14 protein-coding genes are annotated in these 13558 nt (G+C 59.8%); 13 read left to right on the forward strand and 1 reads right to left on the reverse strand.

Features of this window, described 5'->3' with window-relative positions; genetic code table 11:
• The first annotated feature begins 118 nt into the window (after window positions 1-118).
• From NG895_RS11710 to NG895_RS11760, 11 genes are all read left to right on the forward strand, one after another.
• Window positions 119-541 carry an HU family DNA-binding protein gene (locus NG895_RS11710; protein ID WP_252852684.1) on the forward strand — a complete coding sequence of 141 codons (423 nt, stop codon included), beginning with the start codon at window positions 119-121 and terminating at the stop codon, window positions 539-541.
• Between the two features lie 317 nt (window positions 542-858).
• Window positions 859-1077, forward strand: coding sequence for a hypothetical protein (locus NG895_RS11715; RefSeq protein WP_252852685.1), 219 nt, complete (start codon window positions 859-861; stop codon window positions 1075-1077).
• 111 nt (window positions 1078-1188) lie between these two features.
• Complete coding sequence (locus tag NG895_RS11720) at window positions 1189-2103, forward strand: dihydroorotate dehydrogenase (protein WP_341871450.1); 915 nt, start codon at window positions 1189-1191, stop codon at window positions 2101-2103.
• Between the two features lie 79 nt (window positions 2104-2182).
• Window positions 2183-3049, forward strand: coding sequence for a hypothetical protein (locus NG895_RS11725; RefSeq protein WP_252852686.1), 867 nt, complete (start codon window positions 2183-2185; stop codon window positions 3047-3049).
• Between the two features lie 62 nt (window positions 3050-3111).
• Window positions 3112-4083: a tryptophan--tRNA ligase gene (gene trpS, locus NG895_RS11730; protein ID WP_252852687.1), complete on the forward strand. Its 972-nt coding sequence runs from the start codon at window positions 3112-3114 to the stop codon at window positions 4081-4083.
• 167 nt (window positions 4084-4250) lie between these two features.
• On the forward strand, window positions 4251-5159 hold the full coding sequence (locus tag NG895_RS11735) for a CHAD domain-containing protein (RefSeq protein ID WP_252852688.1): 909 nt from the start codon (window positions 4251-4253) through the stop codon (window positions 5157-5159).
• 61 nt (window positions 5160-5220) lie between these two features.
• Complete coding sequence (locus tag NG895_RS11740; RefSeq protein ID WP_252852689.1) at window positions 5221-6360, forward strand: trans-sulfuration enzyme family protein; 1140 nt, start codon at window positions 5221-5223, stop codon at window positions 6358-6360.
• 90 nt (window positions 6361-6450) lie between these two features.
• A complete protein-coding gene (locus NG895_RS11745) occupies window positions 6451-6816 on the forward strand; it encodes a CoA-binding protein (RefSeq protein ID WP_252852690.1) in 366 nt (121 codons plus the stop codon).
• Between the two features lie 237 nt (window positions 6817-7053).
• On the forward strand, window positions 7054-7887 hold the full coding sequence (locus NG895_RS11750; protein ID WP_252852691.1) for a PEP-CTERM sorting domain-containing protein: 834 nt from the start codon (window positions 7054-7056) through the stop codon (window positions 7885-7887).
• Between the two features lie 189 nt (window positions 7888-8076).
• Complete coding sequence (locus tag NG895_RS11755; RefSeq protein WP_252852692.1) at window positions 8077-9474, forward strand: c-type cytochrome; 1398 nt, start codon at window positions 8077-8079, stop codon at window positions 9472-9474.
• Window positions 9475-9522: 48 nt separating this feature from the next.
• Entirely contained in the window at window positions 9523-10602 is a 1080-nt protein-coding gene (locus NG895_RS11760; RefSeq protein ID WP_252852693.1) for a hypothetical protein, read from the forward strand.
• A 1-nt stretch (window position 10603) separates the two neighbouring features.
• On the opposite strand, the gene NG895_RS11765 is transcribed toward NG895_RS11760, so the two are convergent.
• Entirely contained in the window at window positions 10604-11107 is a 504-nt protein-coding gene (locus NG895_RS11765; protein ID WP_252852694.1) for a MogA/MoaB family molybdenum cofactor biosynthesis protein, read from the reverse strand.
• Between the two features lie 217 nt (window positions 11108-11324).
• Between NG895_RS11765 and NG895_RS11770 the strand changes: the two genes are divergently transcribed.
• Together NG895_RS11770 and NG895_RS11775 are read left to right on the forward strand one after the other, a co-directional pair.
• Entirely contained in the window at window positions 11325-12500 is a 1176-nt protein-coding gene (locus NG895_RS11770) for a HEAT repeat domain-containing protein (protein ID WP_252852695.1), read from the forward strand.
• Window positions 12501-12638: 138 nt separating this feature from the next.
• Window positions 12639-13550, forward strand: a complete 912-nt coding sequence (locus tag NG895_RS11775) for a sugar phosphate isomerase/epimerase family protein (RefSeq protein ID WP_252852696.1) — start codon at window positions 12639-12641, stop codon at window positions 13548-13550.
• The last annotated feature ends 8 nt before the right edge of the window (window positions 13551-13558 follow it).

The raw sequence follows: 13558 nt of genomic DNA on the forward strand, positions 1-13558 counted from the left end.
TGCGAAGTGTCAATCTTGACTCTAGTGCTTGCTACAATTACACTTGGAGCAAGACAGCACGTCGTCAACAGGGCCATTTTTGGGGCCCCAACAGCTCTTCGGACGAGGAAATTCTGTCGTGACCAAAAAAGAGATTGTAAAGACCATCTCCGAGGAGATTGGGCTCACCCAGCTCAAGACCAAAGAGATCGTCCAGAAGACATTCGATGCGATAGTCGAGACGCTGGTCGAGGACCATCGGATCGAGCTACGCAATTTCGGTGTCTTCGAGGTAAAGAAGCGAGCGGCCCGCAAGGCTCGAAATCCCCGCACTGGCGAGAAGGTATCGGTTCCGGAGAAATTCGTCGTAACCTTTAAGCCTGGCAAGGAGATGGAAGCACGGGTACGCGAGTTGGAACGGCGTGCCAACGAGGAACGCGAAGCCCGCGAGCGGGCGGAAGCGGAAGCAAAAGCAGCAGAGATGAATGGTTCGCTGGGCCATACGGCCCCCGCACCACCTCCACCCACGCCAACACCAAGCGAACAAACGAGTTACGAATAGTAGAGTAGTCAGCTGCAGAATTCTTCAATGGAATGAAGAACGGCCGGCGACAAAACTCATCACCTGCGCAACTCGTTGGCCACAAAACACTTATCACCCATGAATTTTCTTTGCCAAGCCGAGCTTTTCGGACGGCGAAGGTGAGTTTTCGCGAAATTCAAAGGTTTCAACCGAATTCGCCATCCGAAAAGATTCGTTTGACACCGCACTTATCAACTAGCCGTTTCGGCGGCACCAGAGTAGCAGTCACGTCTCCCCGAGCTTCGAGGGCGCCCGCCCACTGAGCCGGTGGTTACTCAAGGAGGAGTACCAGTCCCATGCGTAAGTGGTTAATGACAGGTCTATTGGCCTGTGTCCTCACATCGAACGTCGGTTGCTTGATTCCGCTGTACTCCGGCGATCCGGCCCGTCGCGCCCGCGAGTTAATCTTCACCTCCGAAGACCTCAACGCGATTCTGGACGAATGGGAACGCATCTGGTTTCTCGACCAGCCTAGCCATTTGAAGCCGTTCGTGACGCACGGCGGCGTGATTTAGCATAGCTTGGCTCCATCCCGGCAACTGGGCCGCTCGCGTTGCTGCGAGGCGCGCGGTACATTGCCGGTTTGACCAACTAAACGCGAATCACTGCTGAGGACTACTGCGCTCGTGGACCTGTCCGTATCGCTCGGCCGACTGCGGCTACCCAACCCAGTCATGGTGGCCTCCGGCACGTTTGGGTACGCCCGCGAGATGCAGGGTCTGGTAGATCTTGGCCGGCTGGGTGGCATCCTGCCGAAGACCATCACCAAGCAGCCCCGGCCCGGCAACGCCCCCTGGCGAACCATCGAAACGCCCGCGGGGATGCTGAATTCCATCGGGCTGGACAACGACGGCATCGATTCGTTCCTCGAGAAGCTGATGCCCTACCTGGCGTCGCTCGGCGTGCCGATCGTCGTGAGCGTGGCTGGCCGCAGCGCGGATGAGTTTGTGGAGCTCGCTCAGCAGCTCGACGGCGTCACGGGCGTGGCGGCCGTGGAACTGAACATATCTTGCCCCAACGTGTCTGGTGGGGTGGACTTCGGCACCGATCCAGCAATGTGCGAGGACCTGGTGCGCCGCTGCCGCGAGGCAACCGAAGTGCCGATCCTGGCAAAGCTCACCCCCAACGTCACGCGCATCGCCGATATGGCGCGGGCTGCCTCGGCGGGCGGAGCGGACGCCCTGTCGATGATCAACACCTGCCTGGGCATGGCGGTCGACTGGCGGAACCGCCGCCCAATGCTCGGCAACGTGATGGGCGGCCTCAGCGGCCCGGCCATCAAGCCAATCGCCCTGCGCTGCGTCTACCAGGCCCGGCAAGTGACAGACACCCCCATCATTGGCATCGGTGGCATCGCCAACATCAACGACGTGATGGAGTTCCTGGTGGCCGGCGCCACCGCCGTGCAACTCGGTACCGTGAACTTTTACCACCCCCGGGCGTCTATGGAAGTGCTGGATGCGCTGCCGGGAGCTCTGGAAGAGCTAAGTGCGGGTTCGGTGACGGAGGTGGTTGGTACGCTGAACACGGAGAAGAAGTAACGACTCCCGAATGGCGAGCGAGTTGAACTCGCTGTCAGTCGTTCTCAACCTCAACTAGCAATACGATTCCTCATAAACCATGCGATACACGTTCCTGCCATTATTGCTGACGTTCGCTACGACATTCCCGGCTATGGCGGTGGGCCAAGAATCGGCTGCCGAAGCGAAGGAGCCAAAGACGCAGGTCGAATCGCCGAAAGCAAAGAAGGTTGCCGAACAAGAGTCGACTTGGACTCCGCCTGCCTCGCCAGACCCGTTTCAGATTTTTCACCAAGCGAGACGCGACGCTGGTGCGGGGCGCTATGCGGATGCGCTTGCCAAGCACGTGTGGTTTCACGAGCACGCCTTGGAAGTGGATGAAAGCTACTATGGAGTGCGGCTTTCGTATGCGTTGGAGGCCTGGAGCGAACTCGCCAAGGTCTACCCTCCGGCCAAGCAGAAGCTGCTGGAAACTCGCGATCAGGCGAAGGCTGATGCACTGACGCAGGGCGATCCTTTCAATGCGTTTAGCGACCTGCAGAGCATCAACGAAGTGCTGGGCCAATCTGCCATTACCGTCGATGTGTTCAAGGTACTAGTCAAAAAGAGTCGTCCCAAGGCCCGGAAGTTGTTCAGCATTGCCAAGAACGATCTTATGGCGAAGAAGGAATACGAGCTTTGCGGCGAGTTCCTGGACCCGGAAACGGACTTTGCCGGGTTCAAACGCAACTATGAGGAAACCGTTCGCCTGGCTGCCGAACCTGATTTTGGTGATAACCTGGCAGAGTTCGCGCGAAAGAGCTTCACGTACGAAGTGACATCCACCGTGGCCCTGCTGGTACTCAATGACCGTAAGCAGGAAGCGAGCGAGTTAGCGGACAAGGCGTCCAAGGTGCTGGACACCGCCGAGTTCAAACGCTCCCTGGACGAAGCCCTCGAAGGCAAGGTTCCACCACCGTGGCCGTAGACTCCCAGTGGCCCATCCACACCCTGACCCCCGACCACTGAATCCTCACCCCTCCCACAACCATGCGCGTACTCTCCGGCATCCAACCCACTGGCCCGTTTCACTGGGGTAATTACTTCGGCGCCATTCAGCAGTACATCGAGCTGCAGGACGTGGCGACCGAGTCATATTACTTCATTGCCAACCTGCACGCGCTGAACACCGTGCGGGACAAGGCGCTCTTGCAGCAGTATACGCTCGACGGGGCGACGGACCTGTTGGCCCTGGGGCTCGATCCCGAGAAGGCCGTGTTGTTTGTGCAGAGCGATGTGCCGGAGGTGAGCCAGCTTTGTTGGTTGTTGTTGACCGGCACGCCAATGGGGCTATTGGAGCGGTGCGTCAGCTATAAGGACAAGATTGCCAAGGGGATGAAGGCCGACGCAGGGCTGTTCACCTACCCCGTGCTGCAGGCGGCTGACATCCTGGCGTACGACGCCGACATCGTGCCGGTGGGCGAGGATCAGCTGCAGCACATCGAGGTGTGCCGCGACATTGCCGGCTCGTTCAATCATCACTTCGGCGAGACGTTCGTCATGCCCAAGGGCAAGGTGCTCGACCAGAGCGCCAAAGTGCCGGGCCTCGATGGCGAGAAGATGAGCAAGAGCTACAACAACACGCTGGCCGTGTTCGAAGAGGAGAAGAAGCAGCGTAAGCAGATCATGCGAATCCAGACCGACAGCCGCCCAATGGAAGATCCCAAAGATCCCGAAGGCGACGTGCTGATGGACCTCTACAAGCTGGTTGCCACCGAAGAACAGGTGGCCGAGATGAGCGAGACCTACCGCAAAGGTGGTTTCGGTTACGGCGAGGTCAAGAAAGCCCTGGCCAACGCGGCCCAGGAGTACTGGGGCGAAGTACGAGAGCGCCGCGCGGAGTTCGCCGCCAAGCCCGAATTGGTTCGCGAGATCCTGGCTGCCGGCGCCGAGAAGGCGCGGGGTAAAGCCAGTGCCGTCTTGAAGCGAGCTCAAGAGGCGTGCGGCGTCGTGGGGTGGTGATTCCAATCGCCCCGGTTGTCAGTACGACGACCAGTCTGATCGCGCTCGATCCGCCCGGGCAATCCCGTGAAGGGCTTTTCTCTGCGAGGCATGGCGAACGTCGCCGCGGTATGTAACTTGCGTCGATGCACAGTAACGGGCTTCTAACTGTTACCACGGAGCGCACGATGGGTTACTGCATTGAACCGGGCGAACCGCTCGGACCCGCGATCAAGCGAATTGCCAACGAACAAATCGAGCGGGCGATGGTCGAAGTGAACAACGCAGCCGAGGATCGAAACCATGCGATCCACCAAGTTCGCAAGCATTGCAAGAAGCTGCGCGGGTTGTTGCGGCTGGTGCGGCCGGGCATTGATTTCTACAAAGGCGAGAATCGCGCGTTCCGCGACGCTGCCCGGCCGCTTTCCGAAGCACGCGATTGGGAGGCGATGGCCGAGACCTACGACATGGTAATGGACCACTACGAAGATGAGGTCGAACGGAGCGACTTTGCCCACATTCGGCGAGCGCTGACCATCGAGAAGCAGAACATCGTCAATACCGACGAAATGGGCGAGAGGCTGTGCGCGTTCCATGCAAAGATGGTCGATACCCAGCAGCGGGTGGAAGACTGGTCGCTCGAAAAGTCGCCCGGCAAGTCGATTCAGAAAGGCGTCGCCAAGACCTACGGCCGAGCTACCAATGCGATGGCCGCCGCCTACGACGACCCGACCCCCGATCGGTTTCACCAGTGGCGTAAGCGAGCCAAATACCATTGGTACCATGCCCGGCTTCTGGAGGAGCTATGGCCGGCCATGGTCAAACCGTATCGTCGCGAAGTGAAGCAAGTTAGCAGTGCGCTGGGCGACCACCATGACCTGGCCATATTGGCCGGCAAGTTAAATTCCGAACCCGAACTGTTTGGTGGCGGTCATGATGTTGAGCAACTTGCTAAACTTGCTGATGATATGCGGGCCAACATTGAACACGAACTGCGCTGTCGCGGGCGACGGCTCTTCGCTTTCAAGCCGAAGCAGGTAGGAAAACTGGCGAGACGAACCTTCGAAGGGAACGTGCACGACTTGGTCGTGGCATGATCCTCAATCGAGGTGCGTTTCGACCCTCGACTTTGTGGAGGTGGCTGTCCATACTGGCCGGATGAAATTTCGAACACGCGCTATTCACGTTGGTAACGAACCCTGTCCGCAGACTGGTGCTGTGGTGCCGCCCATCTATCTGGCGAGCACTTTCATGCAGCACGAGGCCGGCAAGTGGCGAGACTTTGACTACTCGCGGAGCGGCAATCCCACGCGGTCGTGCTTCGAGCACACCATCTCCGAACTCGAGGGGGGCGCCGGAGCCATGGCCTTCGCTACGGGCATGGCGGCCACCACTTGTGTGATGGCGATGCTCAAGTCGGGCGACCATGTCCTGTGCGGCAGCGACATCTACGGCGGCACCTATCGATTGCTGCACAAAGTGTCCAACCGCGCGGGCATCGAGACCTCGCTGGCCGACTCCACCGACTCGGTAGCATTTGCCAAGGCGATTCAGCCGAACACGAAGCTCGTATGGATCGAGTCGCCCGGCAATCCGCGGATGACGATTACCGACATCGCCGCTTGTGCGAAGATCGCCCACGACGCCGGCGCGCTGTTAGGTGTCGACAACACGTTTGCCACGCCTGTGCTCACCCGACCGATCGAGCTAGGCGCGGATATCGTGATGCACTCTGCCACCAAGTATATCGGTGGCCATAGCGACATCATGGGTGGCGTGCTGGTGGCAAACACCAAGGAGTTGTACGACGAGTTGTACTTCGTTGCCAACGCCACCGGCGCGATCATGTCGCCGCTGGAGTCGTACCTCTGCTCGCGGGGTCTCAAGACGTTGGAACTGCGCGTACGCGAGCAGTCGAAGACCGCCCTGCTGCTGGCCGAGTGGCTCGACACCCACCCTCGCGTGGCGTGCGTTCGCTATCCGGGCTTGCCCACGCACCCGGGGCATGACCTGGCCGCCAAGCAGATGGAGGGTGGCTTTGGGGCAATGATGTCGTTCGACCTGGACGGCTCGTTCGACGACACCAAGCGAGTGGTCGAGTCGACCAAGCTGTTCCACCTGGCGGTGAGCCTCGGTGCGGTGGAGTCGTTGATCGAACAGCCGGCGAGTATGTCGCACGCCAGCTACGACGCCGCGGACCGGGCGAAGCACGGCATTACCGACGGTATGATCCGCTTGAGTGTCGGCCTGGAAGATTTTGAAGACCTTCGTGATGATCTGACGCAAGCGATCGGGTAGTTGACTACTTACCCGGAGTCGCAAGACTTCGAATGTCGCGAATCTGATGTTTAGCGAGTCCAGCTACAATTCATCCAGAGGTTTTCCGTCATGTCCAAGCCGACCGTTGCCATCGTTGGCGCTAGTGCCGACGCTTCGAAGTATGGCCACATGTCACTGCAAGCGCACCACGCCGCGGGGTACGACGTCTATCCCGTCAATCCCAAGGGGGGCGAAATTGAGGGGCTCACGGTCTACACGTCGCTCGCCGAAGTGCCGGTCGAGCACCTCAATCGCATTAGCGTCTACCTGCCGCCAGCCGTCGGGCTGACCGTGCTGGACGAGATTGCCGAGAAGGGCTGCGACGAACTGTGGCTCAACCCAGGAAGCGACGCCCCCGAAGTAGTGGCCCGAGCCCGCGAGTTGGGACTGAACGTGGTTCAAGCTTGCAGTATCGTGGACGCCAAGTTGAATTAGATTTCGGCAGTTGCTGCACCGTCATGTCTTCAATGGACGGTGGAGTGTTTTCGCAGACGATTAAATTCCACGGATAGCTACAGTTGTTTCTTGACCACGACTGTTGCCAGGCGTTAAGTTCTAGCCATACATGTTGTGCAGCCCGGGCCAGTTGACCCTCCTTGTCAAATGGGTTTGCACCAATAGGGGCAGTCGTAGCTTTGCGCTACGCGTCTTTATTCCGTGAGGTAAGTTCTAATGAGTAGGAAGAATGTTTGTGGGATGCTATGGCTGCTGGCCATGGCAATGTGGGCCGCGGCGTCTGGCGCGGCCTTGTCGGCAACTCTAGCCGATGCCGACTACAACGCTGATGGCAATCTCGGTCTTTCCGACTACAACGGATGGCTGGCCGCGAAGGGCGACATCGAAACGTTGGATGTATGGCGGGCCAATTTTGGTACTGAGGTGCCTGACGCTACCGTGCCGGCCCCCGTTGTTCAGAGCTTTGATGCAGGAACTGGCCCCCACGCCACGGCCGTCGGCATTTTCGACGGTGAGTTCATCAACTGGACCGTCTACTTCGTTCCGGATGCGGCTGGTTTCTTCGATCCGCCCACCGATGTGCCCGATCGTGGTGTGGGAACAAGCATGGCCGTCGGTTTCAGCTACGAAGTGCCTGAGGGAACTTTGATTCCTTCCAGTGTCATGCGGTTGAATCCATTCGATCCCGACGACATTTCTGGAGATGCGTTTCCCGGGATTGATCCCTATTCTGGCAATGCGGTTGTCGAGGGAATTCAGGTCTATCAGTCAACGTCTTCCCAACTGGCGACCGGCAGCGTAGATGCTATTTTCCTGCCGGCAGGGTCTGAGTGGATCACCGAGATGGGCCCGGCACCCGCCATGAAGTTCACTACGACCTCAGAGGGCGATATGCTCACGTTCGGTGGTGAAGTGGCGCAGGAGATTCCTGGAACATCGGGCCTGTTTACTCTCGCCACGCAAACCGTTGGCGCCGTACCCGAGCCCAGCACGGTGCTGCTTCTTGGACTGACGCTCACTTTTGCCGCAGTAGCTTGTCGCCGTCGATAGCGGCGGCCCTCGATAACTTCGCGAAACTCGTAGCAGCCTGCGGAACGTCCGCAGGCTGCTTTTTTGCGTGCGACGTTTTGACGCATTCACGTTGCGGACATTCGTGGTAGGATTAAGCGTTCAAAAGTTCTGCACGCCCACGGGCGTGCAGAGTCTAAGTGACATCTTCCACGCACCTCCCGGCGACACGTGTTTCCTTACTACCCGATTAACGAATTCGGCCCTGTGATGAAGGGGATGGTGATCGGAGGGCTGGGGATCTTTCACGTGTTTCTGGCACAGTTTGCCATCGGTGGTGGCATGCTGCTCTGCTATTTTCAGTGGCGCGACAATCGCTACGGCGACACGCTCGCCAGGCGTTTTGTCGACGGCTATTTCCGCTGGCTGGTGCTGGTTAGTTTCGTCACCGGGGCACTCACCGGTGTGGCCATGTGGTTCACGACCATCCAGGTCAGCCCACGGACCATCGGCATGATGGTCGACGAGTTCCACTGGCTGTGGGCCACGGAGTGGACGTTCTTCTGCCTGGAAGTGGCCAGTGGGTACGCTTTCTACCGCTATGCCAAGGTGCTGGACGGCCGTACGCGGCTAGCGCTCTTAGTGCTGTACGCGATTGCTGCCTGGATGAGTTTGTTCTGGATCAACGGCATCCTGTCCTGGCAACTGACCCCAGGCGGCTGGTTGGACGATGGCAGTGTATGGAGCGGCTTTTTTAACGCGACGTTCTGGCCTTCGCTCATCTACCGCACACTCGCCAGCATGGCGATCGCCGCATTGGTGGCGGCCGTGGTGGTGAACCTGGCACCCAGCTTCGACCAGGAGGAGAAGCTCACGCTGGTCCGCCGGGTGTTCTGGTTCCTCGCGCCGATGGCGCTGATGCCGATTATCGGCGGCTGGTTTTTGGCGGTGCTGCCGGAAGATAGTCGCGGCTGGGTGATGGGGGGTAGCATTGCCATGACGCTGTTCTTTGCCCTGGGTGCGGCATCTTCGCTGTTGATCGGCGCCTACGCTTTTGCGATGCTGGTCAAACCCCGCTTGTTTGTGAACGGCGCGACCGCGGCGCTGCTGTGTGCGCTGGCTTTCGGGGCCACGGCCGGTGGCGAGTTCGTTCGCGAGGGAGTCCGCAAGCCGTACACGGTGCGGCACACGTTGTACTCCAACAGCATCACCGAAGACGAGGTGGCACACTTCCGTGAAGTGGGCTCCGTGACGAACGATCCCTATCCTTTGGTCGCCCCCGAGCAATATCCCAGCGATCAACTAGGGCTCGGCGCCAAGGTGTTTCGCATGCAGTGCGGTATCTGCCACACGATCGACGGCGCCAACGGACTGGTGCATCTGGCGGGTACGTGGAGCGTCGACCAACTACGGCTGAACATCGCCCAATTGCAACACACCAAACCGTTCATGCCGCCATTCGCTGGAACGCCAGAAGAACTGGAAGCCTTGGTCCAACTGATCCGCTGGGAGGGCGAGCACCGACCCGAACAGTGGGGCGAGACCAGTGACCCAGCAGTGCTGGAGGGCATTGCCGAATACATGAAAGCTGCAGGCACGCAGTCGATGGTGTCGCGGCCAGAACAGTGAGGTGGATACATTTCGTCAGTAGTCATTCGGAAGTCCGTCATTCAATAAATGTTTGCCCTCGATCTACCCACTGAAAACCTGTTGTACCTGGTGCTCTACCTGGTGACGCTGGTGCTGCATGTCGTGGCGATGAACTACGTAGTCGGCGGGGCGATGGTGCTGGCCGGAGCAGCCGTCTATCGCCTGGTGGGTAACTACTGCGACGCCACACGGTCGATTGTGGCGGTAATCAAGGACTGGCTGCCGCTGGCGCTGGGGGTGACCATCACGCTGGGGGTAGCGCCGATTCTCTTTGTGCAGATGCTCTACAAGCATGCCTTCTACACGGCAAACCTGCTGCTGTTTCATCGCTGGATGGCCATCCTGCCGGTGCTGATCGTGGCGTTCTACTTGCTTTACCTGCAAAAGTCGGAGTGGCTCGAACGACGGGCTCAGGTAGTTCGCGCGGCAGTGGCGGTGGGTGTGCTGGCGATGTTTCTGTTCGTTGCCTGGAGTTGGTCGGAGAATCATTTGCTTTCGCTTGCCAGCCAGCAGCAGTGGACCGAGCACTACGCCCAGGGACGGATGTGGTATCTGACTTCGGAGACTTTTCCCCGGCTCTCGCTTTGGATGATCGGCTCGCTGGCTACGCTTTCGGTAATCGTTGCCTGGCAACTGCGCAGTCAGGCCTCCAGCACTACGGTGCACCGTCTGGCCCTCATCGGTTTGTGCGGGGCGATTGGTTCGGTGGTCGCCGCCGGGTGGTACTGGTTGGCGCTTCCCGGGGCCGTGCGGACGGCGATTGGCGAGTCGGCGAATCTAGTCGTCGTCATCGTGGGCGGACTGGGGCTTGCCGCGTTCGTGGCCGCTTGGGTGAAGATGGCTCGCAGCGGTCGTATGGAAGCTCGCCTGCTATGGTTGGCCACGGTCGGCCTGGCGATCGCCATTCCCTGTGCCACGCTGCTGCGCGAGGTCCGCCGATACGTGGCCCTGACGGAAGTGGACCATTGGCAGCCGGCCGTCGCGGCCACCCAAGAGTCGGCCCAGTTTGGCGGCTTTGGCGTGTTTTTGTTGTTCTTCGTGGCGAATGTGCTGGTGATTGGCTGGATAATCCGCAGGGTCAGCCAGCAGGTAAAGCACGCTAGCTAATTCACTTCGTTGCCTCATGCACCAAATGTGGCAACTCGGGCAGGATCAGCTTTTCCATCGCCAACCGCACCGCCGCGGTGGACCCGGGCATCGTCAGGACAATTGTCTGATCGCACACCCCACCCACTGCGCGGCTGAGTATGGCGGCCGCGCCGATCTCCTCGTAACTGAGCATGCGGAATAATTCGCCGTAGCCTGGCAGAAGTTTAGTCATGAGGCTTACCACCGTCTCGCAGGTGGTGTCTCGGGCCGAAATACCGGTGCCGCCGGTTACGAGCACGGCGTCCACCGCAACGTCGGCGATCCACCGCTCGACGAGTTCCTTCACCAGGAGGGGCTCGTCGGGCACTATTTCGCGGTCTGCGACCGCGTGCCCCGCACCGGCAAGCAACTCGGCGACGAGCCCGCCGCCGTTGTCGGTTTCGAGCGTGCGCGTGTCGCTCACCGTGAGCACAGCCACAGCAAGCGACGATGGGGCGGATTGTTGGTGCTGGCGAACGGACATGGACCTGCAATTGGAGTTAGAGGGTCGCGGCGGCCGAACAGGGGCTTTCCCTCCACGGCATATTATCGGCTCCCCACAAGTGAACCACCCCGCAAAACCGATAGATTCCCCGCGAAGCCATCGAATTCCGCCGCGGTCAGCTGGTCCCCTCAGCGGTCAGGCTTCTATAATAGCGAGTAGAACTATCGCAGTTGTCTATTCCCCGCACAAAAGCACGATGCGAAGCCTGGTCCTGCCACTACTGCTGCTCTCCACGCCCGCCTGGGCCGATTTGGTGCATCTGAGCACTGGTGGGCAGATTGCCGGGCAGGTCGAACGGCAAGAGGACGGCAACTATCGTATCACCACGTCCGCCGGCACGGTGATCGCACTGGAGCGATCTCAGATTTCTAAGATCGATGACGCCTCGGCCGAAACACAGAGCTACGATGCCCGCGCCCGCACGGCGCCCGACACGGCCGAGGCCCAACTGGCGTTGGCCAAGTGGTGCCGCGAGCATCAGTTGAACGGACGTGCCAGCCGCCACGCCGAACGGGTGATTGAACTGGAGCCGGGCAATGTGGAAGCGCGGCAGATGCTGAATTTTCGCAATGTCGACGGCGAGTGGATGACTCGCGAACAGGTGATGGCTTCGCGCGGACTCGTGTGGTACGACGGCAGCTATCGCACGCGGCAGGAAATTGCCCTCTTGCAGCGATCGGAGAAACACAAGCAATTGTCGGCTCATTGGTCGTCCGAGATTCGCAAGTGGAGGCGCTGGCTCAACGATCGTCGACCCGAGCGTGTACGGGAAGCGGTGGCCAATTTCAACAACGTGACCGACCCCCTGGCCGGCCCGCCGATTGTGGAGATGCTGAAGGACGAGCAGGATCCTGCCGCCCGCCGTTTGATGGCAAAGGCGGCTTCGCAGATCGATCACCAATCAACCGTCAACGCGCTGGTGCTGCTGTCGCTGAACGATCCAGACGAGGATTTGCGACTCAACTGCCTGGGGTGGTTGATCGATGCCGAGCGCCCCGGCCTGGCCGAGGCGTACGTCAAAGCTTTGAGTAGCAATGACAACGACGTGGTGAACCGCGCCGGCGTAGCTCTTGGTAGCCTGGAAGACGAGACGGCGATCGGCCCTTTGATCGACGCCTTGGTGACCAAACACAAGCGAGTGGTTGGTAGCGGCAGCGGTGGCAGCACGTACTCGGTTAGCCCGAGTAGCGGTGTCTCCTCGTTTGGCGGCGGCGGTCCGAAGGTCGTCTCCGGCGAGCTTCGCAATCCGGCCGTCCTGAGTGCCCTGGTTCGCATCACCGGCGAGCACTTTGGGTACAACAAGGAGTCGTGGGAGAAGTGGCACGCCACCCAGGCCACCTTGGTCCACATCGACCTGCGTCGGGACAAGTAGATCTGAAACGATGCATCGTTTCGGTTGCCGTATTCTGCCGGGCTTCGAGCCACTCTGCCGGCATGTTCCCTTCTGGTGCTGCCGCCGCTAAATTGAACTCTGGCGTACTCACTACGTTTCTTGCGCTCGAGGTTCCCCATGCAACTCGGATTTGTAACCGCCATTTTTGGCGATTTGAGTTTTGAAGAAGTTCTGAAGTTCGCTTCGGACGAAGGTTTCGACTGCGTGGAGGTCATGTGCTGGCCGCCCGGCGGACCCGATCGCAAGTACGGTGGCGTGACGCACATCGACCTGACGGAATTCACCCAGGCAATGGCCGACGACACCCGGGCGTTGCTCGACAAGTACGGTGTGGCTATCTCGGCGTTGGGCTACTATTCGGTTCCATTGTCGGCCAACGAGGAGCAGGCAAAGACCGCTGTGGAGCACTTGCACAAGGTGATCGACGCCGCGCCGATGTTGGGATTGAAGAATGTGAACACGTTCGCCGGCGCTAACCAATACAAGACGCTGGAAGAGAACCTCGACCTGTTTGCCGAGGTGTTCCCGCCGATCGTCCGCCACGCCGAAGAGCAGGGCGTCTACCTGGGCATAGAAAACTGCCCCATGATGTACGCCAACACGTGGCCGCAGGGGCTGAATATCGCCCGCTCGCCTGCTATCTGGCGGCGGATGTTCGAGTTGATTCCCTCGGACCATTTTGGCTTGAATTACGATCCCTCGCACCTGCGGATGCAGTTGATGGACCCGATTGCGCCGATTCGCGAGTTCGGATCCCGCATCTTCCACGCCCACGCCAAAGACATGCGGATCGATGAACACCGCCTGAACGACGTGGGCTGCCTGATGCCGCCGATGGACCGCTCGACCGCCAAGATTCCCGGTCTGGGCGACATCGATTGGGGGCGTTGGGTCGGGACCCTGACCGATGCCGGCTATCATGGTCCCGTTTGTATCGAAGTCGAAGACGAGGCCTTCACTGAAACCCTGGAACTGCGGAAGCAGTCGCTCCGGGTCGCCCGGAATGTGATGCGGACATTCATCGGCTAGCCCACCCC

It is taken from the genome of Aeoliella straminimaris (genome assembly GCF_024054565.1).
In the GTDB taxonomy this organism is placed as follows: Bacteria; Planctomycetota; Planctomycetia; order Pirellulales; family Lacipirellulaceae; genus Aeoliella; species Aeoliella straminimaris.

What these genes read in the sequence shown, in the direction of transcription:
- NG895_RS11715 (WP_252852685.1), top strand. Translation starts at nt 859, where the DNA reads ATGCGTAAGTGGTTAATGACAGGTCTATTGGCCTGTGTCCTCACATCG.
- NG895_RS11725 (WP_252852686.1), top strand. Translation starts at nt 2,183, where the DNA reads ATGCGATACACGTTCCTGCCATTATTGCTGACGTTCGCTACGACATTC.
- trpS (WP_252852687.1), top strand. Translation starts at nt 3,112, where the DNA reads ATGCGCGTACTCTCCGGCATCCAACCCACTGGCCCGTTTCACTGGGGT.
- NG895_RS11735 (WP_252852688.1), top strand. Translation starts at nt 4,251, where the DNA reads ATGGGTTACTGCATTGAACCGGGCGAACCGCTCGGACCCGCGATCAAG.
- NG895_RS11740 (WP_252852689.1), top strand. Translation starts at nt 5,221, where the DNA reads ATGAAATTTCGAACACGCGCTATTCACGTTGGTAACGAACCCTGTCCG.
- NG895_RS11745 (WP_252852690.1), top strand. Translation starts at nt 6,451, where the DNA reads ATGTCCAAGCCGACCGTTGCCATCGTTGGCGCTAGTGCCGACGCTTCG.
- NG895_RS11750 (WP_252852691.1), top strand. Translation starts at nt 7,054, where the DNA reads ATGAGTAGGAAGAATGTTTGTGGGATGCTATGGCTGCTGGCCATGGCA.
- NG895_RS11760 (WP_252852693.1), top strand. Translation starts at nt 9,523, where the DNA reads ATGTTTGCCCTCGATCTACCCACTGAAAACCTGTTGTACCTGGTGCTC.
- NG895_RS11765 (WP_252852694.1), bottom strand. Translation starts at nt 11,107, where the DNA reads ATGTCCGTTCGCCAGCACCAACAATCCGCCCCATCGTCGCTTGCTGTG.
- NG895_RS11770 (WP_252852695.1), top strand. Translation starts at nt 11,325, where the DNA reads ATGCGAAGCCTGGTCCTGCCACTACTGCTGCTCTCCACGCCCGCCTGG.
- NG895_RS11775 (WP_252852696.1), top strand. Translation starts at nt 12,639, where the DNA reads ATGCAACTCGGATTTGTAACCGCCATTTTTGGCGATTTGAGTTTTGAA.